Origin of the sequence: Mitsuaria sp. 7, assembly GCF_001653795.1 — a bacterium.
Classification (GTDB): domain Bacteria; phylum Pseudomonadota; class Gammaproteobacteria; order Burkholderiales; family Burkholderiaceae_C; genus Roseateles.
In genome coordinates this window covers 5,777,061-5,794,652 of record NZ_CP011514.1, presented here as the reverse complement: position 1 = coordinate 5,794,652, position 17,592 = coordinate 5,777,061, and the positions used below count along the sequence as shown (strand labels likewise).

Sequence of the window (17,592 nt, the reverse complement as noted above, 5' to 3'; positions counted from 1 at the left end):
TCAGGAGCCGCGCCATGCCGCGTCACATCACGGCCCTCGCTGCCGCAGCGGTCTGCTGCCTTGCGCTGCAGGGCGGCCCTGCCGTCGCCGCCGGCGTCACGCTGGAGCAGGCGCTCGCCACGTACGAACGCGGCGACCTCCGCGCGGCGGAGAAGCAGTTCCGCGCGCTGTCGCAGCAGGGCCTCGCGCTCGGCGACTACAACCTCGCGATGATGCATCTGCGCGCGGAGGTGCCCAAGCCTGATCCCAAGCTCGCCCGGCAACTGCTGCTGCGCGCGGCCGGTCGCGGCCTCGTTCGCGCCGAGCTGGCGCTGGGCCAGTTCCACGAACAGGGCGAGGACGGCCAGCGCGACCTGGTCCAGGCCCAGTCGTGGTACCTGAAGGCAGCCGAGCATGGCAGCGTCGATGCGCAGGTGGCCGTGGCCACCGCCTTCTACCTGGGTCGTGGCGCCGGCAAGGACTTCCCGCAGGCGGCGCAGTGGTACCGCGAAGCCGCCAAGGGCGGCGACGTTGGCGCGCAGTACCTGATCGCGTCGATGTACGAGTCGGGGCTGGGCGTCGATCGCGACCTGCGCCTGGCGCGCTACTGGTACGACATCGCCGCACGCAACGGCGACGAGGCGGCGCCGTACAAGCTCAAGGCGGTCGACGCGGCGCTCGCGGCCGACGCCGGCTCCGTATGAGCCGGCCGGATCGGACCTGACGCGGTCCGACCGCTCCTGGTTTACAGGACGACCTTCACCATGGGGTGCGTGGTCAGCGTGCGATAGAGCTCGTCGAGCTGCTCGCGGCTGGTCGCCGTGACGGTGATCGTCACGCCCAGGTACTTGCCGCCCGAACTCGGGCGGGTCTCCACCGTCGCCGCGTCGAAGGCCGGATCGAACTGCTGCGCGACGCTGACGATCGCCTCGACGAAGCCGTCCACCTGCGCCCCCATCACCTTGATGGGGAACTGCGACGGGTACTCGATGAGCGACTGCTCGGGCGGGATCGGGGCGTTGTTGAAGCTGGTCATGATGGGAAATTCAAATGGTGTCGGTCAGCGGCTTTGCAAGATCTTGGCCCGCTGATAGGCCTCGTGGAGCTTCGCGTAGACCGGGCCGGGCTTGCCGCGCAGCGCGCCGTGGCCGACCTGCTCGTGATCGAGCCGGGTGACCGGGGCGACCTCCTTGCTGGCGGAGGTCAGCAGGATTTCATCGGCGGTGCTCAGCTCGGTCTCCGCGATCGGACGCAGGTTGCAGGCGATGCCGAGCTCCTCGCAGAGCTCCTTGAGCAGACGCACGCGGATGCCTTCGAGCAGCGCCTCGCCCGGCGGCGGCGTCAGCAGCGCGCCGTCGCGGACGATCCACACGTTGCTGCTGGAGCCCTCGGTCACATAGCCGTCGCGGATCAGCACGGTCTCGTCCGCGCCCTGATCGGCCGCGGCCTGCCGTGCCAGCACGTTGCCCAGCAGCGAGATGCTCTTGATGTCGCCGCGCTGCCAGCGGAAATCCCGCGCCGTCACGCAGATCAGGCCTTGATGGCGCTGCTCCGGCGTCAACGCGAGCAGGGGCTGCGTGTACGCGAGCACCGTCGGCTCCAGGTCCCTGGGCATCGCATGGCCGCGCGCCGCGACGCCGCGCGTGACCTGCAGATAGATCATCTGATCCTCGACCTCCGGCAGATGCGCCACCAGACTGTGGAACAGGTCCAGCCAGGCTTCGCGCTCGTAGGGGTCCTCGATGCGGAGCGCCTTCAGGCTGCGACCGAGCCGGTCGAGGTGGTCATCCACGCGGAACAGGCGGCGCGCATAGACCGGGATGGACTCGTAGACGCCGTCGCCGAAGAGGAATCCTCGGTCCATCACCGGCACCCGGGCATCGCCGAGCCGGCCCAGGTGGCCGTTCAGGTAGCAGGGAAGATCGGCCCAGGGCATGGTCATCGGTGGCTCCCGCAGTGTGGTCACGCCGAAGCCACCGACTGTACGCCGCCGGCCCGGCCCGCCAACCCCGGCAAGCGAGGGGCCTTGGGGCCCAAGCCCCGTCCCCATGGCCCGGGAGGACCATCGCGCAGGCGCCTGACCGGCCGGTCAGCCGGTCAGGCGACAGGTCTCACTTGATCCAGAGACGGATCGCGTCCCAGGCTCGACCGAAGATGCCGGCCAGCGGCACCTCCTGCTGCACGACCAGCGGCACTTCGGCCACCGGCGCGCCGCCCGAGGTCGTCACCTTCAGCGTGCCCACGCGCTGGTTCAGCGCCAGCGGCGCGACCAGCGGGTCGGTGCGCTGGATGTCGGTCTTGAGCTTGCCACCCTCGCCGCGCGGCACCGCGACGAAGACCGCATCGGCCGCGCCCAGCTTGGCTTCCGGCAGGGCGCCCTTCCAGACCTTGACGGTCGTGATCGGCTGGTTCTTCTCGAACAGGCGCACCGCGTCGAAGGCCGAGTAGCCCCAGTTCAGCAGCTTCTGGCTTTCGGTCGCACGCGCTTCCTTCGAGGCCGTGCCCATCACCACGCTCAGCACGCGGCGCTTGCCGTTGGGCACGTCGCGCTGCGCGCTGGCCGCCAGACAGTAACCGGCCGCATCGGTGTAGCCGGTCTTGCCGCCGTCCACCGACGGATCGCGGCCCAGCAGCATGTTGCGGTTGGACTGGCGGATCTTGTTGAAGGTGTACTCGCGCTTGGAATAGTAGTCGGCGTAGTACTGCGGATAGTCCTGGATCACGTGCGAGAAGATGACCGCGATGTCGCGGGCGCTCGTCTTGTGGCCGGGCTCGGTGATGCCGGTGACGTTCTTGAACGAGGTGTTCTTCAGGCCCCAGGCCTGCGCCTGCTTGTTCATCATCGCGACGAACTGCTCGACGGTACCGCCCACGCCTTCGGCCAGCGCGACCGAGGCGTCGTTGCCCGACTGGATGATCATGCCGCGCAGCAGCTCGTCGACCTTGGGCGTCATCGTCGTGTCGATGAACATCAGCGACGGATCGCCCTTGCGCTCGTCCCACGCGCGCTTGGACACGGTCAGCGTCTGGTCCAGCGTCAGGCGCTTGGCCTTGAGCGCGTCGAACACGACATAGGCCGTCATCAGCTTGGTCAGCGAGGCGGGATCCTGCGGCGTGTCGGCATCGCGCTCGGCGAGCGTCTGGTGGGTCGTCAGGTCCAGCAGCACGAAGTTGCGGGCCGCGATCTCGGGCGGCGCCAGCGCCTGCGCCGACGCGCCGGTCGTCATCACGAAGCTGGACAGGCCCAGGCCGAGGGCCAGGGAGGCGAGGAATCGTTTCATTCGGGAGAGATCCTTAGGTGCGCGCTTCGCCGACGGCATGCCAGCCGCGCGTCACCAAGTTCTTGAGCAGCGGCAACTGCCCATGGAAGAAATGCCCGACACCGGGCACCACGATGACCGGCAGCGCCTGCGGGCGCGCCCAGTTGAAGACCGCACTCAGCGGCACCACATCGTCCTGTTCGCCGTGGATCACGACGGTATCGGCCGGGACCGTCGCGACGCCGAAGCGGCTCGCGGCAGGACCGACCAGCAGCAGGCGCTCGGCCGGCTGCTCGAGCTGGAGCGCCGCCTGCGACGCGACGAAGCCGCCGAAGGAGAACCCCGCCAGCGCGAGCGGCTGCGCCGGATCGCGCAAGGCCGCGATCACGGCCAGCGCGTCGTCGACCTCGCCGCGACCTTCGTCCCAGGCACCAGCGGATTTGCCGATGCCGCGGAAGTTGAAGCGCACCGCGCGATAGCCCAGGTGCACGAACGCGCGAGCGATCGTCTGCACCACCTTGTTGTCCATCGTGCCGCCCTGCGTCGGGTTCGGGTGGCAGATCACCACCACGCCGCGCAGCGGGCCCGCGTCGACCGCGGGCTCATCGATGGCGCATTCGATCTCGCCGGCCGGGCCTGCGATCTGGCGGCGCTGGGTCTGTGCATTCATTCGAACGGACTCCCGATCAGCGGCCGACCGAATCGTCGAGCACCAGGCGCTCGACGACTTCACCGTGCTTGAGGTGGCGCTCGACGATCTCGTCGATGTCGCTGTTGTCCACGAACTGGTACCAGACCGCGTCCGGGTACACGACCGCCACCGGCCCGCCGGCGCAGCGGTCCAGGCAGCCCGCCTTGTTCACGCGCACGCCGCCCTTGCCGGCCAGTTTCTCGGCCTTCACGCGCTTCTTGCAGTGGTCGAAGGCCTCCTGCGCGTTGTGCTGAAGGCAGGCGTTCTCGTTCTCGCGCTGGTTCAGGCAGAAGAAGATGTGGCGTTGGTAGTAGCTGGCTGAGCTCATCGGTCGATTGTAGTTTCAGGGTTTTCACCGAGCGGCGATTCGTGCGGTCCTTCACGAACCGTTCGTCCTTCAGAGCGCCCACCGGCAGGCGGCGAACCCGCGCGATCGCTCTGCGTGACGCCATAAAGCAGCCACGCCAGCGCGGCGAACGGCCACAGCCATCCCACCCATTGCGCCAGTCCGTAGAGGTTGACGAAACGGCCCTGCTCCCAGAACTGCAGACTCTCGAGCAGGTAGGGATCGGACGGCGCCTCGGCCATCAACGCGATCAGCGCGGTCAGCACGACCAGGCCCCACGCCGCGTTCGCGCGCCGCGACATGAAGGCCGCCAGCATCGCGAGCACGCCGCCGATGATCAGGCCCGGCTCGGTCGTCGAGGTCAGCCAGGCCCAGGCGTGATCGGGGCCGAAGTTCAGCACCGTCGACCAGGCCGTCGTGGTCACGCCCAGCGCGATCGCGCCCAGCACCAGCAACGCGCGTCGCTTGCCGGGTCGCGCCACCGACAACGCGAGCAGGCATGGCGCCAGGACGCCCATGGCGATGGCGATGGCCTCCAGGCCAGGCGGCAAGGGCAGCTCGTCGGTGAGTTCCTTGGGAACGAGTTCCCAGGGCGTGTTCTCAAGCAGCAGCTCTGCCCATTCGCGCAACCGGGGGAACAGCTGGCCGAGGCCCAGCGGCAACGGTGCCGGATACAGCAGTCCCACCGGCCACAGCGCCAGCAAGGCCAGCGCACCCGCGCTGTGCGGCACGAACCAGCGCTCGCGCCAGCCGTTCCATCGCCGCAGGCCGCCGAGTCCGAGCACCGCCCAGGCGCACAGTCCACCGAGCCACGCGCCGGCGCTGTTCAGCAGGAAGTCGGCCAGCGACGGCACGCGGCCGGGAAGGAAGTACTGCAGCGTCTCCATCGAGAACGACAGCAGCGGCAGCCCGACCACCGTCAGCAACAGCGCGCGCACCAGACTGCCGCTGCCACGGATCACCGCCGAGAAGCAGAGCAGGCCCAGCGGCCAGTAGCCGACGACGTTGACCCAGATGTCGAACTTGCCCCAGTAGCGCGGCCAGGGCAGTCCGACGAAGCCCGGCCAGGGCAGGCTGGGCGGCATGCGCCAGGGCCAGAACGGATAGAGGCTGGCATAGACCACCAGCACGGCATAACACAGGGCCAGCCAGGTGGCGGAACTGCGCCTATGCATCGCCGGATCAGAAGGGTTTGACGACGACCAGGATCACGATCGCCGCGAACATCAGCACCGAGACCTCGTTGAACACGCGGAACCACTTGTGGCTGCGGCGGTTGGCGAGCATCTCGAACTTGCGCAGGAAGGCACGGCACACGTGGTGATAGCCGATGACCGCGACGACCAGCGCGAGCTTGGCGTGCATCCATCCGTTGCCCGGACCGCGACCGATGCCGTAGTACAGCCACAGCACCGCGCCGAAGACCAGGGCGAGCAGCATCAGGCCCGAGCTGAAGCGATAGAGCTTCAGCGCCATGATCAACAGCCGTTCGCGCTCGGCGTGGCTGTCTGCCGGGACCATGGCCAGGTTCACGAAGATCCGCGGCAGATAGAACAGGCCAGCGAACCACGCGGCGACGAAAATGATGTGAAGCGCTTTGATCCAGAGCATCGCGGCATTATGGAGGCGCGAAAAAAAACCCCGGCTTCACAGCCGGGGTCGGAAAGCCTTATCGCTGTCATCACGCTAAGGCTCCTGCTCAGGGAGGAAAAGCAGGGAACGACAGCCGAGCGGCTATCATTCAAGAACGACTTTAACAGATCTGCCGAATTTCGGAATCCACGTGTTTTCACCGCGTGGCCCCTCATTCTGGTGGCCCCTCTCGGAAATCATGCAACTTCCCGCACCTTATCCCGCCAGTCGCCCCCGTCGCCTGCGCCGCGACGCCTTCACCCGGGCGCTGGTCCGCGAAAACCGGCTGCATCCGAGCGATTTCATCTTTCCGGTGTTCGTGCATGAAGGCGAGAACCGTGTCGAACCGATCAATTCGATGCCGGGCGTGTCCCGGCTGAGTCTGGACAGGCTGATCCCCGTCGCCGAGGAATGCGTCGAACTGGGCATCCCGGTGATCGCGCTCTTCCCCGCGATCGACACGGCGTTGAAGACGCCCGACGGCATCGAGGCGACCAACCCGGACGGCCTGATCCCGCGCGTCGTGCGCGCGCTCAAGGAGAAGGTGCCCGGCCTGGGCGTGCTGACGGACGTCGCGCTCGACCCGTACACCAGCCACGGCCAGGACGGCGTGCTCGACGAGCAGGGCTACATCCTGAACGACCGCACCGTCGAACTGCTGAAGCAGCAGGCGCTGGTCCAGGCCCAGGCGGGCGTGGACATCGTCGCGCCCAGCGACATGATGGACGGCCGCATCGGCGCCATCCGCGCGGCGCTCGAGGCCGACGGCCACATCCACACGCGGATCATGGCCTACAGCGCCAAGTACGCCAGCGCCTTCTACGGTCCGTTCCGCGACGCCGTGGGCTCGCGCAGCAACCTCGGCAAGGCGGACAAGAAGACGTACCAGATGGACCCCGGCAACAGCGATGAGGCCTTGCGGGAAGTCGGCCTGGACCTGGCCGAGGGCGCGGACATGGTGATGGTCAAGCCCGGCCTGCCCTACCTGGACATCGTGCGACTCGTGAAGCAGGAATTCCGCGTCCCGACCTTCGCGTACCAGGTCAGCGGCGAGTACGCCATGATCAAGGCCGCCGCCGCCAACGGCTGGCTGGACCACGACGCCGTGATGCTCGAAGCGCTGCTGGCCTTCAAGCGCGCCGGCGCCGACGGCATCCTGACCTATTTCGCGATGGACGCGGCGCGTCTGATCCGCGCCGGCGCCTGAGCGTCCACGACGCCAGGGAACGCCGGCTGCCCGACCGACGCATGCGCATCTTCCATCTCAGCGACGCGCTCTATGAGGAGCTCGCCGCGCTGCCCGATGAGCTCCCGCCAGAAGGCTTCCTGTGGATCGGCCTGCCGCGGCGCGAGTTCGAGCTGCAACTGGGCACGCTGCAGCAGCGGCTGATGCGATGGGCCGGCGCGCAGCTGCTCGATCTGCACGTCTCGGATCTGATGAATCCGCAACTGCCGTCGCACTTCGACTACACGAGCTCGTACGACCTGATGGTCTTCCGACGGCTCGCGACGATGCCGGGCAGCGAGCAATACCTGTCCGACGACGAACCCCGTCATGCGGCGGCGGTCAACGAGGCGCTGAAGGCCATCGACACGAGTCCGGTCGGCTTCGCCGTCTTCGACCGCGTGCTGATCACGGTGCATCCGGGCGAGTGCTCGTTGAGGGATCACTTCGCCGGGAAGCTGGGGGCGCAGCAGGAAGGTCGCGACTTGCGCGGCAGCACGCGCCTGCCTCACAGCCCGGCCGAGCTGATGCTGCGCATGGTCAACCACATGGTCGACAGCTACCTCGACCTGCGCCGGCTGCTGACGCGCCAGTTGACGACGCTGCAGAACCTGCTGCTCGACCGCCGTGGTCACTTCCGCGACTGGCCCGTCGTGCTGCACGCCCGCGACACGCTGTCGCGGCTGGAAGACCTCTGCGAGGACCAGCGCAGCGCCGTCCAGGAATGGATAGACGCGCTCGGCGAATGGCCGGTCGGCGACGCGCGGGCGGAGCGCGAGCGCGAGCTGCTGCGCGTGCGGTCGCGCGACGTGCTCGAACACGTCGAGCGGGTGCTGACCCACGTGAGGCGTCTGGAAACGTCCGCCGAGACCTCGGTGCAGATGCACTTCTCGCTCACCGGCGAGCGCACCAACAACATCATGCGGACGCTGACCGTGCTGACGGCCATCTTCCTGCCGCTGAACCTGATCACCGGCGTCTTCGGCATGAACTTCGATACGCTGCCGCTGATCCACCGGGCCACCGGCTTCTGGATCGCCGTCGGCGTCATGGTCGTCACGGCCCTCGCGCTGGGCGCATTCTTCTGGCGCAAGCGCTACCTGGGCACGCAGCAGTAGCGGGGACGGGGAACGTTCAGAGTTTCGCCTTGGCCTTGGCCTTGGCCTTGGCTTTGGCCTTCACGGTCTTGGCCGGCTCGGACCTCGCGGCATAGGGGTCGGCGAAGCCGAGCCCGACCATCACCTCGGTCTCGCGTGCTTCCATGAACTCGGCCTCGTCGTCTTCCTCGTGGTCGTAGCCCTGTGCGTGCAAGGTCCCGTGAACAAGCATGTGCGCGTAGTGCGCCGCCAGGTCCAGGCCCATCTCCTTGGCCTCGCGCTCCACGACCTCCGCGCAGATCACCAGGTCCGCAGCCACGACAGGCTCGTGCGTGTAGTCGAAGGTCAGCACATTGGTCGCGTAGTCCTTCGAGCGGTATTCGCGATTGAGCGACTGCCCCTCCTCCGCATCGACGATGCGGACGGTGATCTCGCCCGGCAGCTCCAACGCCGCGCGCATCCAGCGGATCACCTTGTGCCGCGGCAGCAGCGCCTTGTGGCGCGGATCCGCGAATTGCAGCGAAAGGCTCAGTTCCTGGCGGCTCATCGTGCGGCTCCCTTGCGCGCAGGCTTGCCGGCCGTCTTGGCCGCCGCCTTTTTCGCAACCAACTTGGTCGCACCGGGCTTCTTCGCCGCGGATTTCTTCACCGCCGCCCCTTTCACTGCCGCCTTCTTCGCCGCAGGCTTCTTCACCGCTGGCTTCTTCACGGCAGGCGGCGGAGGCGCTTCTTCGAAGCGCATCGCCTCCTCGCGCAAGCGCAGCGCACGCAGGCGACGCTCCTCGCGTTCTTCGGCGAACTGGGCGCGGTGCGCTTCCTGCTCGCGCGCTTCCTCGCGCGCCAGCGCTTCCGTCTGGTTCTCGTAGGCCTGCACGATGCGCGCGACCAGCGGATGGCGCACGACGTCCGCGCGCGTGAAACGCGTGATCGCGATGCCCTCGACGCCGTCCAGGACCTGCTCCGCGTCGACCAGCCCGCTGCGCATACCGCGCGGCAGGTCGATCTGGCTCGTGTCGCCGGTCACCACGCACTTGCTGCCGAAGCCGATGCGCGTCAGGAACATCTTCATCTGCTCGGGCGTCGTGTTCTGCGCCTCGTCGAGGATGACGAAGGCGTGATTCAGAGTCCGCCCCCGCATGAAGGCCAGCGGCGCGATCTCCAGCTGACCCTTGTCGAACGCCTTGGTCACGCGATCGAAGCCCATCAGGTCGTACAGCGCGTCGTAGAGCGGCCGCAGGTACGGGTCGACCTTCTGCGTCAGATCGCCGGGCAGAAAGCCGAGGCGCTCGCCCGCTTCGACCGCCGGGCGCGTCAGGATGATGCGCTGCACCGTCGAGCGCTCCAGCGCATCCACCGCGCAAGCCACCGCGAGGAAGGTCTTGCCCGTGCCCGCCGGACCGATGCCGAAGCTGATGTCGTGCGACAGGATGCTGCGCAGGTAGAGGTGCTGGTTGCCCGTGCGACCCGCGAGGTCCGCGCGGCGCGTGCGCAGCACGATGGTGTCGCCGTCCGTGTCCTCGCCGTTGGTTAGCTTCGTCGGCGCGGCCACGTCGTTGGCGGCCTCGACGATGGCCAGCCGCAGGGTCTCGCCGGGGATGGCCCGGTCGGCGCGCGCGTAGAGCGCTTCCAGCAGGGCGAGCGTGCGCTCCGCCGGCGCGCGGTCGCCCTCGATGTTGAAGTGCTCCGCGCGGTGGGTGATGCGCACGGTCAGCGCCGCCTCGATCTGGCGGAGATGCTCGTCCAGCGGGCCGCACAGGTGCGACAGGCGACGGTTGTCGGCGGGGGTGAAGGCGTGGCGCAGGTTCAAGCGGAGAAGGCTCCGTATTCAGGGGGGTTGAGGGCGGTATTGTCGCGCGCCGGTGCCCCGCGCGCTTGCTGCGCCTGCACAATCGCCCCCCATGCACCGGACCACGGAACAACAAGGAGACGCTGCCGGCCACAGGGATGCCGTGCCGGCGCAAGGGGGAAGCAGGCCTGCGGCGTACGGCGCCGCCGTCGCGCTGTCGTTGGCCGTGCCGGTCTGCCTCGCGCAGGTGGCGGGCGCGGCGGTCGCCGGCGCGGACGGCGTCACCGCCGGCTCATTCGCCGCGCTGTGGACGCGCCTCGCGCCCCAGCTCGCCTACGGTCTGCAATCCGCGATGGTGCTGATGGCCTTCGTGCTGGGCCTGCTGATCTGGCAACGCCGTGCCCAACGCCACATCGGATGGCTGCTCGTGCTGATGCCGGGATGGGTCATCACCGTCGGCCTCGCGCCCCTGTTGTCGTGGCGCACCGGGATCGCGGTGATCCTCGCGCCGTGGCTGCTGTGGTGCGCCGTCCATTACCTGATGCGACGGATGCGGCGGCGCGATCGCCGCATGCACCGTGCCCTGCTGGCCCAGGCGCTGATCTTTCCCGCGGCGCTGCTGCTGCCGGTGCCGGCGACACGCGTCGCCACCTTCGCTCTCTGGTGGTTGGGCGCGCAGCTGCTGGTCGCGATGGGTTGGCACCTCTGGCATCTGTGGCAGGACATGTTCCTTCCGACGTTGGAGGAGCGTTATCCGCAATCCGACTTCATCCTCAGCGGCGTGCTGATCGGCTTCGGCATGCTCGCGGTGCTCGCGGCCTGGATGTTGCCGGGCAGCGGTCTGGCCGGCATCCTCGGACCGCTGTGTCTGCTGGGACTGGGCCTGCATCGCGTGCGCGAATTCGCCCGGGCGCTCGCCCAGTCCGAGCTTGCGGTCCTGCAGGGCGAGCTTCGCCTGCAGGAACGCATCGCCGAACTGGAGCGCCATTTCGATCAGGTCGCGGAAACCAAGCTGGAGCAGGTCACCGAGCGCGAGCGCAAGCGCATCGCCGCCGATCTCCACGACGACCTGGGCGCCAAGCTGCTGACCATCGTCCATACCAGCGAGTCGGACCGGATTTCCACGCTCGCGCGCGAAGCGCTCGAGGAGATGCGGCTGTCGGTGCGCGGCCTGACCGGCAAGCCGGTGCAACTGCTGGACGCGCTGGGAGACTGGCGCGCCGAGGTGGTCTCGCGCCTGGCCCAGGCCAACATCCTGGCCGAGTGGAAATCGCCCGCCGAGGACATCGAGCACACCTTCCCCGCGCGCGCCTACGTGCAGACGACGCGCATCCTGCGCGAATCGGTCAGCAACATCATCAAGCACAGCGGCGCCACGCATTGCGTGATCAGCTGCTCGGCGCAGGACGGCTACTTCTCGGTGGTCATCCAGGACAACGGCCAGGGCATTCCTCTGGAGCTGGAAGGTCGCCTGGACAAGGGACACGGCATGGCCAGCATGAAGGCCCGGGCCAAGCAGATGCATGGGCAATGCCTGGTCGAATCCGGACCCGGCTGGGGCACCGTCATCCGGCTCACGATCCCACTTTGATCACGCGCTGATCGCGATCCCGCGTGATCCATTGCCGCCTGCACCACAGTCCGGCGTAGATCAGGATGGTCAGCCCCTCCAGAAAGCCGTACCGTTGCAGGAAGTCAGCGAGCACTCCGCCCGCATGACAATCCTGAGCAAGAATCCGCGCCATGAACCACATCCTGCTCCTCGAAGACATTCCCGAAATCCGCGCCTGGCTCAAGGTCCTGGTCAAACAGGTGTTCGCCAACGCGGTCGTCACTGAATGCTCGCGGGTGCAGGACGCGCTGCAGCAGGTCAACTCGCAGCGTTTCACGCTCGCGCTGCTGGACCTGGGCCTGCCTGACGGTTCCGGCGTCGACGTGATCTCCGCGCTGCGCGAGAAGCAGCCCGAAGTCCAATCGGTCATCGTCACCATCCACGACGACGACGAACATCTCTTCCCTGCCCTGCAGGCTGGTGCCTTCGGCTATCTGCTCAAGGAACAGTCGCGCGAACTGCTGGTCGAGCAGCTCCAGCGCATCAGCCAGGGCGAGCCGCCGCTGTCGCCGTCCATTGCGCGCAAGGTCATCGCCTACTTCACGTCGCAACGCCGGCCCCAGGCCGCACAGGTGCTGCATGAGGTGTCCCTGACGGACCGCGAAACGGAAGTGCTGCTGCGCGTCGCCAAGGGCTTCACGCTGCCCGAGATCGGCGTGCAGCTGGGTTTGTCGCGTCACACCATCGCCGACTATGTGAAGCAGATCTACCGCAAGCTCAACGTGAGCTCGCGTGCCGAGGCCGCGCTGGAAGCCCAGCGCCTGGGACTGTTCGGCAGGAACTGAACGCTTTGAGCACGGGATCTCGAGGGGCGGTCGCGCGCCTCGGGAAAATACTGGACAAACATCCAGCAAATCGCCGTCGGATCGCTGCCGAACGCGGATAATCCGCGGCCATGATCGGCAAGCTCACCGGCGTCATCGCGGAAAAATCGCCCCCGCAGATCCTCATCGATGTCCAAGGTGTCGGCTATGAAGTCGACGTGCCGATGAGCACCTTCTTCAACCTGCCGGGCCTGGGCGAACGCGCGACGCTCTTGACGCACCTGAGCATCCGGGAGGACGCACACGTCCTCTTCGGCTTCCTCTCCGCCGAGGAGCGCAGCACCTTCCGTCTACTGATCAAGATCAGCGGCGTCGGCCCCAAGATGGCACTCTCGCTGCTGTCGGGCATGTCGGTCGGGGATCTGGCGCAGGCCGTGTCCAAGCAGGAAGCCGGCCGGCTGGTGAAGGTGCCGGGCATCGGCAAGAAGACCGCCGAGCGGCTGCTGCTGGAGCTCAAGGGCAAGCTGAGCCCGGACCTGTCGCAGCCGGTCTCCGTGGCCAACGACGCGCAGGCTGACATCCTGCAGGCCCTGGTCGCGCTGGGCTACAGCGAGAAGGAAGCAGGCATCGCGTTGAAGACGCTGCCGCCGGACATCGGCGTCAGCGAAGGCATCAAGCTGGCGATGAAGCACCTGTCATGAAACCACGCGCGCGGCGTACCCTCCCAACATGAGCATCCAGACCGACGACTTCACGCCCGCGCCGCAGCAGGCCCGCCTGATCAGTGCACAGCCCGCGTCGCCGAACGAGGACGCGATCGAACGCGCGCTGCGTCCCAAGCTGCTCGACGAGTATGTCGGCCAGACCAAGGCGCGGGAACAGCTGGAGATCTTCATCGGTGCTGCGAAGAAGCGTCGCGAGGCACTGGACCACGTGCTGCTGTTCGGACCGCCGGGCCTGGGGAAGACGACATTGAGCCACATCGTCGCTGCTGAACTGGGCGTGAACCTGCGTCAGACCAGTGGCCCGGTGCTGGAGAAGCCCAAGGACCTCGCGGCGATCCTGACCAACCTCGAACGCAACGACGTGCTGTTCATCGACGAGATCCACCGGCTCTCGCCAGTCGTCGAGGAAATCCTCTACCCGGCACTGGAGGACTACCAGATCGACATCATGATCGGCGAGGGTCCGGCGGCTCGGTCAATCAAGTTAGATCTGCAGCCGTTCACGCTGGTGGGGGCGACCACCCGCGCCGGCATGCTCACCAATCCACTGCGCGACCGCTTCGGCATCGTCGCGCGCCTGGAGTTCTACACCGCTGATGAACTGCAGCGCATCGTGACCCGATCTGCGGCGCTGCTCAACGCGCCTATCGATCCGGAAGGCGCGCTCGAAGTCGCGAGGCGTTCGCGCGGCACGCCTCGTATCGCCAACCGGCTGCTGCGCCGCGTCCGCGATTACGCCGACGTGAAGGCGGACGGAACCATCACGCGCACGATTGCGGAGAAGGCGCTGGCGATGCTGGACGTCGATCCGCTGGGCTTCGACCTGATGGACCGCAAGTTGCTGGAAGCGGTGGTGCACCGCTTCGACGGCGGGCCGGTGGGATTGGACAACGTCGCAGCCGCCATCGGGGAAGAGCCTGGCACCATCGAGGACGTGATCGAACCCTACCTGATACAGCAGGGTTTCCTGCAGCGCACACCGCGCGGTCGGATCGCCACGCTGGCGGCGTATCGCCACCTCGGCGTCGCGCCGCCGAAGCAGGCGGGACGGTTGTTCGACCTCGAATGAAGGTGACGGGCTCGTGGACAACGGGCTTGGCGCCACCGCCGCAACAACGAAAAAGGCGCTCCGAAGAGCGCCTTTCTGCTTCGTGATCTGAAGATCAGAAGTTGTGGCGGATGCCCAGGGCGAACGAGTTCAGGTCGTTGACCTTGTTCGCGGTAGTGGCGTCCACGGCGGTGTAGAACGCGTAGACCTTGGTGCGCTTGCTCAGGTTGTAGTTGTAGGCAATCGTGTACTGCTTGCCACCGTTCTGACCATTGTTGAACGAGTAAGCGCCAGCCTTGGTTCCACCGACGTTCAGGTGGAATTCCGATTGACCCAGCGTGTACATCACAGCGGCGCGGCCGATCCAACGGCTGTCCTTGCCGCCAGCGGTCAGCGGGCTGCCCGACTCTTCGCGCTGCACGTAGCCGCCGAAGGTGAAGGCACCCAGTTCGTACAGGCCGCGGAACGCGTACTGCTTGGCCGAGCCTTGCTTGCTGTAACCAGCGCCCAGGTGCAGAGGACCTTGGTCGTAGTTCAGGGCGAGGTCATAACCGCGCTCATCGACGCCTTCACCGGCGTGCAGCGCGAGTTCAGCGTTGAAGCCGCTGATGTTCGGCGTGAAGTAGCCGACCTTGTTGGTCTGCGTGAAACCGGCGCCAGAGTACAGCTTGTCTTCCGACGTGCCCGTATCGTGGTTGTGCATCGACACGTAGTCGGCGGTCGCATAGTACGAGCCCGGGGTCCAGCGGCCCAGACGGATCGCACCGAAATCGCCCGCCAGCTGCACGCTGGCTTCACGATTCCAGAACGCCGTCGGGTTCGTGGCGCGACCGTCGTCCGAGTTCAGACCATGTTCCAGCGCGAAGCTGGCCTTCAGACCACTGCCCAGGTCTTCCGTGCCCTTGAAGCCAAGACGCGAGTTGTTGTTGATCACCGAGGCGACGCGGTCGGCATTGCCGGTCTTGATGCTTTCCACCGAGGTGTTGATACGGCCCCAGAGCGTGACGGAGCTCTGCGCGAACACGGGAGCGGAAAGGGCCGCGATGGCCGCAGCGAATGCAATCTTTTTCATACCCACCTTCATCCAGTTGGAGGTTTCAGCCGGTCTGGCTCAATGGCTTTACTGCAAGGTGTGCGGAGTATAGAAGTGCGTTGCACGCACCCATAACGCCCGACGCAAAATTGCAACAGTTCCCCGTTAGGGGTGAACCAGAGGGTTCGTGGGTGATAACAGGCGGGCCGTCAGCACCTGTCCCGCGAGCAGTGCGGCGAGGACGGCGATCTGCTCGATCGGGCCCAGTCGATGGGCGTTCCAGAGGAACAGCGCGACCGCACCGAGCAGCAGGAGGAACATCACCCCCGCCGCCCAGGCGTGCGAGGACGCGACCTTCGGGTCGAACAGCGGCCTTGCATGGGGGTCGTATCCGGGCGCTATGCGGGCACCCAATCCCGGCTCCCAGTGGGCTGGCTCCCACCAGAGGCGCAACTTGTCCCGCCAGCGCGTCGTGCGTCGCGTCTTGGCCAGGAGCCTGGCGTAGACCTGGACGTTGGCCGTCCAGGGGTTCCAGCTCTGGAGCGCATCGCGCGTGCCGTAGACGCAGGGCTCGCCATCCAGTTCCTCGTGGAAGCTGCCGAACAGGCGGTCCCAGACGATGAGGATTCCGCCGTAGTTGCGATCCAGATAGGGATCGTTGACGGCATGATGCACGCGGTGGTTGGACGGCGAACAGAACCAGCGATCGAACCAGCCCAGCTTTCCGATCTGCTGCGTGTGCACCCAGAACTGGTAGAGCAGGTCGATCAGCGCGACCACCGCATAGACCAGCGGCGGGAAGCCGAGGATCGCCATCGGCAGGTAGAAGAGCCAGCCGACAAGCCAACCGCTGCCGGTCTGGCGAAGCGCGGTGGAAAGGTTGTAGTCCTCGCTCTGGTGGTGGACGGCATGCGCGGCCCAGAGCAGCGCGGTCGTGTGGCCGAGCCGGTGGTGCCAGTAGTAGAGGAAGTCATACAGCAGCAGCCCCAGCAGCCAGACCCACCAGGCGCCCGCGTCCAGGCGGGTCAACGCGGCCCGCTCGAAGACCCAGGTGTAGATGCCCAGCGTGAAAAGCTTGGTCAGCACGCCCACCACCTGACTGAGCATGCCCAGCGCGATGCTGCTCACCGCGTCGTTCAGGCGATAGGTATTGCGGCCGCGGCGCAGCCCGATCCAGTACTCAAGCCCGATCAGGGCGAAAAACACCGGCGTGGCCAGCACGATGATCTGTGCGTCGGTCATGTGTCTCCTCGATGAGCGCTCGATGCGGCGCTTCTGTCGATGTCGGCGGCCGCCGGCCCTCCTGGGAGCCGGCGATCCCGCGTTCAGGCCTTGGCGGTCGCGACCACGGCGGGCATGAAGCCCGGCACGCCTGGATCATCCAGCGCCAGGCCTTGCAGATGCTGATCGTCGTTCCATCCGACCAGGCTGAACCCCTGCGGGGAATGCAGCAGCCGGTTGACGCTCGTGTTGCCGAGGACCCAACTGCGCGGCGCCTGCAGATCGATGCGGGTCGCGGCACGGTACAGGCAGTCCATCACCCCGCCATGCGCGACGATCGCGATCGTCTGCCCCGCATGTGCCGTGGCCAGCTCGGACACGACGGCGATGCAGCGGTCATAGAGCGCGATCAGACTCTCACCACCGGGCGGCTCGAAGTCGGGGTCACGCCGGCGCCAGCGCAGTGCGTCCTCAGGGAACCCTGACTCGATCTCGGTCCAGAGCTTGCCCTCGTGGATGCCGAAGGCGCGCTCCCGCAGACGCTCGTCATGGCGCACCTCGAGTCCGTGTGGCGCCGCCAGATGCCGGGCCGTCACCGCAGCGCGATCCAGGTCACTGGCATAGATCGCGTCGATCGCTTGGTCGGCCAGCGCGGCACCGAGCCGCTCGGCCTGGCGCTCACCCCGTGCGTTCAGCGGCAGGTTCAGGTGACCTTGCAGGCGACCTTCACGGTTCCAGGCTGTCTCGCCGTGCCGGATGGCCAGGATCAGGGTCGACTCCACTCAGACGCCCCAGACCACGTCCGTGTTGGCGGCCTGCGCGGCACGCATCAACTCCAGCAGCGGCCACAGGCGTTGGCGCAGCGTCACTTCGGGCTTAGGCGGAGGTTTGCGATCCTCGGCCTGGGCCTCCTCCGCGGCACGATCCAACGCCCGTTGTTCGTCCGCGATCGCCGCCTCGCCTTGCGAGATCAGCGCGGACAGATCCGACGCCTGGAAGATTCCCTGGGGCGCGGGTCCGCGGCCCAGGGCCTGCAGCGCTTGATCGCCATGGGCTGCCAACATGATGACGTCAGCCCCTGCCTTCGATTTGAACTTGTACAGCACGCTTGTCTCCCGGCCGTCGACGGCGGCCATCGACGCATTGTGCCGCCCTCGCGCGACCGGCAGTGGAG

20 protein-coding genes and 1 pseudogene are annotated in these 17,592 nt (G+C 67.1%); 7 read left to right on the top strand and 14 right to left on the bottom strand.

Annotation, left to right across the window (positions count from 1 at the left end; all coding sequences use genetic code 11):
- Positions 1–14: 14 nt before the first annotated feature.
- Positions 15–683 (top strand): tetratricopeptide repeat protein, encoded by a 669-nt coding sequence (locus ABE85_RS25455; RefSeq protein ID WP_067281462.1) that lies wholly within the window; start codon positions 15–17, stop codon positions 681–683.
- 41 nt (positions 684–724) lie between these two features.
- Here ABE85_RS25455 and ABE85_RS25450 read toward each other — a convergent pair whose 3' ends face one another.
- The 7 genes from ABE85_RS25450 to ABE85_RS25420 form a co-directional block, all read right to left on the bottom strand.
- Positions 725–1,015: a DUF493 family protein gene (locus ABE85_RS25450; protein ID WP_067281461.1), complete on the bottom strand. Its 291-nt coding sequence runs from the start codon at positions 1,013–1,015 to the stop codon at positions 725–727.
- Positions 1,016–1,039: 24 nt separating this feature from the next.
- The gene (locus ABE85_RS25445) at positions 1,040–1,921 is read right to left on the bottom strand and encodes a D-amino acid aminotransferase (protein WP_067281460.1); all 882 of its coding nucleotides are present in this window, start codon (positions 1,919–1,921) and stop codon (positions 1,040–1,042) included.
- 169 nt (positions 1,922–2,090) lie between these two features.
- Positions 2,091–3,260: a D-alanyl-D-alanine carboxypeptidase family protein gene (locus ABE85_RS25440; protein WP_067281459.1), complete on the bottom strand. Its 1,170-nt coding sequence runs from the start codon at positions 3,258–3,260 to the stop codon at positions 2,091–2,093.
- A 13-nt stretch (positions 3,261–3,273) separates the two neighbouring features.
- Positions 3,274–3,909 carry an alpha/beta hydrolase gene (locus ABE85_RS25435; protein WP_067281457.1) on the bottom strand — a complete coding sequence of 212 codons (636 nt, stop codon included), beginning with the start codon at positions 3,907–3,909 and terminating at the stop codon, positions 3,274–3,276.
- 16 nt (positions 3,910–3,925) lie between these two features.
- Positions 3,926–4,258 carry a ferredoxin gene (locus tag ABE85_RS25430; protein ID WP_067281455.1) on the bottom strand — a complete coding sequence of 111 codons (333 nt, stop codon included), beginning with the start codon at positions 4,256–4,258 and terminating at the stop codon, positions 3,926–3,928.
- Positions 4,255–5,451 (bottom strand): VanZ family protein, encoded by a 1,197-nt coding sequence (locus tag ABE85_RS25425; RefSeq protein ID WP_067281453.1) that lies wholly within the window; start codon positions 5,449–5,451, stop codon positions 4,255–4,257. The genes ABE85_RS25430 and ABE85_RS25425 overlap by 4 nt, the downstream gene beginning before the upstream one ends.
- A gap of 7 nt (positions 5,452–5,458) precedes the next feature.
- Positions 5,459–5,887 (bottom strand): CopD family protein, encoded by a 429-nt coding sequence (locus ABE85_RS25420; RefSeq protein WP_067281451.1) that lies wholly within the window; start codon positions 5,885–5,887, stop codon positions 5,459–5,461.
- Between the two features lie 220 nt (positions 5,888–6,107).
- On the opposite strand from ABE85_RS25420, the gene hemB reads away from it, so the two are divergent.
- Positions 6,108–7,115 carry a porphobilinogen synthase gene (hemB, locus tag ABE85_RS25415; RefSeq protein ID WP_067281447.1) on the top strand — a complete coding sequence of 336 codons (1,008 nt, stop codon included), beginning with the start codon at positions 6,108–6,110 and terminating at the stop codon, positions 7,113–7,115.
- Positions 7,116–7,156: 41 nt separating this feature from the next.
- The gene (locus tag ABE85_RS25410) at positions 7,157–8,251 is read left to right on the top strand and encodes a magnesium transporter CorA family protein (RefSeq protein WP_067281445.1); all 1,095 of its coding nucleotides are present in this window, start codon (positions 7,157–7,159) and stop codon (positions 8,249–8,251) included.
- A 16-nt stretch (positions 8,252–8,267) separates the two neighbouring features.
- Here the strand turns inward: ABE85_RS25410 and ybeY are convergent, their stop codons facing one another.
- A complete protein-coding gene (gene ybeY / locus ABE85_RS25405; RefSeq protein ID WP_067281443.1) occupies positions 8,268–8,777 on the bottom strand; it encodes an rRNA maturation RNase YbeY in 510 nt (169 codons plus the stop codon).
- A gap of 299 nt (positions 8,778–9,076) precedes the next feature.
- Positions 9,077–10,036 (bottom strand): annotated as a pseudogene (locus ABE85_RS25400) (PhoH family protein); the annotation flags it as partial.
- Between the two features lie 91 nt (positions 10,037–10,127).
- Here ABE85_RS25400 and ABE85_RS25395 point away from each other — a divergent pair.
- Positions 10,128–11,606, top strand: a complete 1,479-nt coding sequence (locus ABE85_RS25395; RefSeq protein ID WP_157522926.1) for a sensor histidine kinase — start codon at positions 10,128–10,130, stop codon at positions 11,604–11,606.
- On the opposite strand, the gene ABE85_RS27800 is transcribed toward ABE85_RS25395, so the two are convergent.
- Entirely contained in the window at positions 11,590–11,760 is a 171-nt protein-coding gene (locus tag ABE85_RS27800) for a hypothetical protein (RefSeq protein ID WP_157522924.1), read from the bottom strand. The two genes, ABE85_RS25395 and ABE85_RS27800, sit on opposite strands and share 17 nt — an antisense overlap.
- Here ABE85_RS27800 and ABE85_RS25390 point away from each other — a divergent pair.
- The 3 genes from ABE85_RS25390 (at position 11,759) to ruvB (ending at position 14,185) form a co-directional block, all read left to right on the top strand.
- The gene (locus ABE85_RS25390; RefSeq protein ID WP_067069232.1) at positions 11,759–12,412 is read left to right on the top strand and encodes a response regulator transcription factor; all 654 of its coding nucleotides are present in this window, start codon (positions 11,759–11,761) and stop codon (positions 12,410–12,412) included. The two genes, ABE85_RS27800 and ABE85_RS25390, sit on opposite strands and share 2 nt — an antisense overlap.
- 110 nt (positions 12,413–12,522) lie before the next feature.
- A complete protein-coding gene (ruvA, locus tag ABE85_RS25385) occupies positions 12,523–13,092 on the top strand; it encodes a Holliday junction branch migration protein RuvA (protein ID WP_067281438.1) in 570 nt (189 codons plus the stop codon).
- Between the two features lie 28 nt (positions 13,093–13,120).
- On the top strand, positions 13,121–14,185 hold the full coding sequence (ruvB, locus tag ABE85_RS25380) for a Holliday junction branch migration DNA helicase RuvB (protein WP_067281436.1): 1,065 nt from the start codon (positions 13,121–13,123) through the stop codon (positions 14,183–14,185).
- Between the two features lie 94 nt (positions 14,186–14,279).
- Here ruvB and ABE85_RS25375 read toward each other — a convergent pair whose 3' ends face one another.
- The 4 genes from ABE85_RS25375 to ABE85_RS25360 form a co-directional block, all read right to left on the bottom strand.
- On the bottom strand, positions 14,280–15,236 hold the full coding sequence (locus tag ABE85_RS25375) for a porin (RefSeq protein WP_157522922.1): 957 nt from the start codon (positions 15,234–15,236) through the stop codon (positions 14,280–14,282).
- Between the two features lie 126 nt (positions 15,237–15,362).
- Positions 15,363–16,439 (bottom strand): sterol desaturase family protein, encoded by a 1,077-nt coding sequence (locus tag ABE85_RS25370; protein ID WP_067281431.1) that lies wholly within the window; start codon positions 16,437–16,439, stop codon positions 15,363–15,365.
- 83 nt (positions 16,440–16,522) lie between these two features.
- Positions 16,523–17,200, bottom strand: a complete 678-nt coding sequence (locus tag ABE85_RS25365; RefSeq protein WP_067281429.1) for a histidine phosphatase family protein — start codon at positions 17,198–17,200, stop codon at positions 16,523–16,525.
- Positions 17,201–17,554 (bottom strand): DUF1840 domain-containing protein, encoded by a 354-nt coding sequence (locus ABE85_RS25360; protein ID WP_231993183.1) that lies wholly within the window; start codon positions 17,552–17,554, stop codon positions 17,201–17,203.
- Positions 17,555–17,592: the final 38 nt, after the last annotated feature.

Excerpts from the sequence above, each read along its gene's own strand:
- hemB (WP_067281447.1), top strand. The coding sequence starts at position 6,108 with ATGCAACTTCCCGCACCTTATCCCGCCAGTCGCCCCCGTCGCCTGCGC.
- ABE85_RS25375 (WP_157522922.1), bottom strand. The coding sequence starts at position 15,236 with ATGAAAAAGATTGCATTCGCTGCGGCCATCGCGGCCCTTTCCGCTCCC.
- ABE85_RS25395 (WP_157522926.1), top strand. The coding sequence starts at position 10,128 with ATGCACCGGACCACGGAACAACAAGGAGACGCTGCCGGCCACAGGGAT.
- ABE85_RS25440 (WP_067281459.1), bottom strand. The coding sequence starts at position 3,260 with ATGAAACGATTCCTCGCCTCCCTGGCCCTCGGCCTGGGCCTGTCCAGC.
- ABE85_RS25430 (WP_067281455.1), bottom strand. The coding sequence starts at position 4,258 with ATGAGCTCAGCCAGCTACTACCAACGCCACATCTTCTTCTGCCTGAAC.
- ABE85_RS25420 (WP_067281451.1), bottom strand. The coding sequence starts at position 5,887 with ATGCTCTGGATCAAAGCGCTTCACATCATTTTCGTCGCCGCGTGGTTC.
- ybeY (WP_067281443.1), bottom strand. The coding sequence starts at position 8,777 with ATGAGCCGCCAGGAACTGAGCCTTTCGCTGCAATTCGCGGATCCGCGC.
- ruvA (WP_067281438.1), top strand. The coding sequence starts at position 12,523 with ATGATCGGCAAGCTCACCGGCGTCATCGCGGAAAAATCGCCCCCGCAG.
- ABE85_RS25360 (WP_231993183.1), bottom strand. The coding sequence starts at position 17,554 with ATGGCCGCCGTCGACGGCCGGGAGACAAGCGTGCTGTACAAGTTCAAA.
- ruvB (WP_067281436.1), top strand. The coding sequence starts at position 13,121 with ATGAGCATCCAGACCGACGACTTCACGCCCGCGCCGCAGCAGGCCCGC.
- ABE85_RS25370 (WP_067281431.1), bottom strand. The coding sequence starts at position 16,439 with ATGACCGACGCACAGATCATCGTGCTGGCCACGCCGGTGTTTTTCGCC.
- ABE85_RS25455 (WP_067281462.1), top strand. The coding sequence starts at position 15 with ATGCCGCGTCACATCACGGCCCTCGCTGCCGCAGCGGTCTGCTGCCTT.
- ABE85_RS25435 (WP_067281457.1), bottom strand. The coding sequence starts at position 3,909 with ATGAATGCACAGACCCAGCGCCGCCAGATCGCAGGCCCGGCCGGCGAG.
- ABE85_RS25410 (WP_067281445.1), top strand. The coding sequence starts at position 7,157 with ATGCGCATCTTCCATCTCAGCGACGCGCTCTATGAGGAGCTCGCCGCG.
- ABE85_RS27800 (WP_157522924.1), bottom strand. The coding sequence starts at position 11,760 with ATGGCGCGGATTCTTGCTCAGGATTGTCATGCGGGCGGAGTGCTCGCT.
- ABE85_RS25390 (WP_067069232.1), top strand. The coding sequence starts at position 11,759 with ATGAACCACATCCTGCTCCTCGAAGACATTCCCGAAATCCGCGCCTGG.
- ABE85_RS25445 (WP_067281460.1), bottom strand. The coding sequence starts at position 1,921 with ATGACCATGCCCTGGGCCGATCTTCCCTGCTACCTGAACGGCCACCTG.
- ABE85_RS25450 (WP_067281461.1), bottom strand. The coding sequence starts at position 1,015 with ATGACCAGCTTCAACAACGCCCCGATCCCGCCCGAGCAGTCGCTCATC.
- ABE85_RS25425 (WP_067281453.1), bottom strand. The coding sequence starts at position 5,451 with ATGCATAGGCGCAGTTCCGCCACCTGGCTGGCCCTGTGTTATGCCGTG.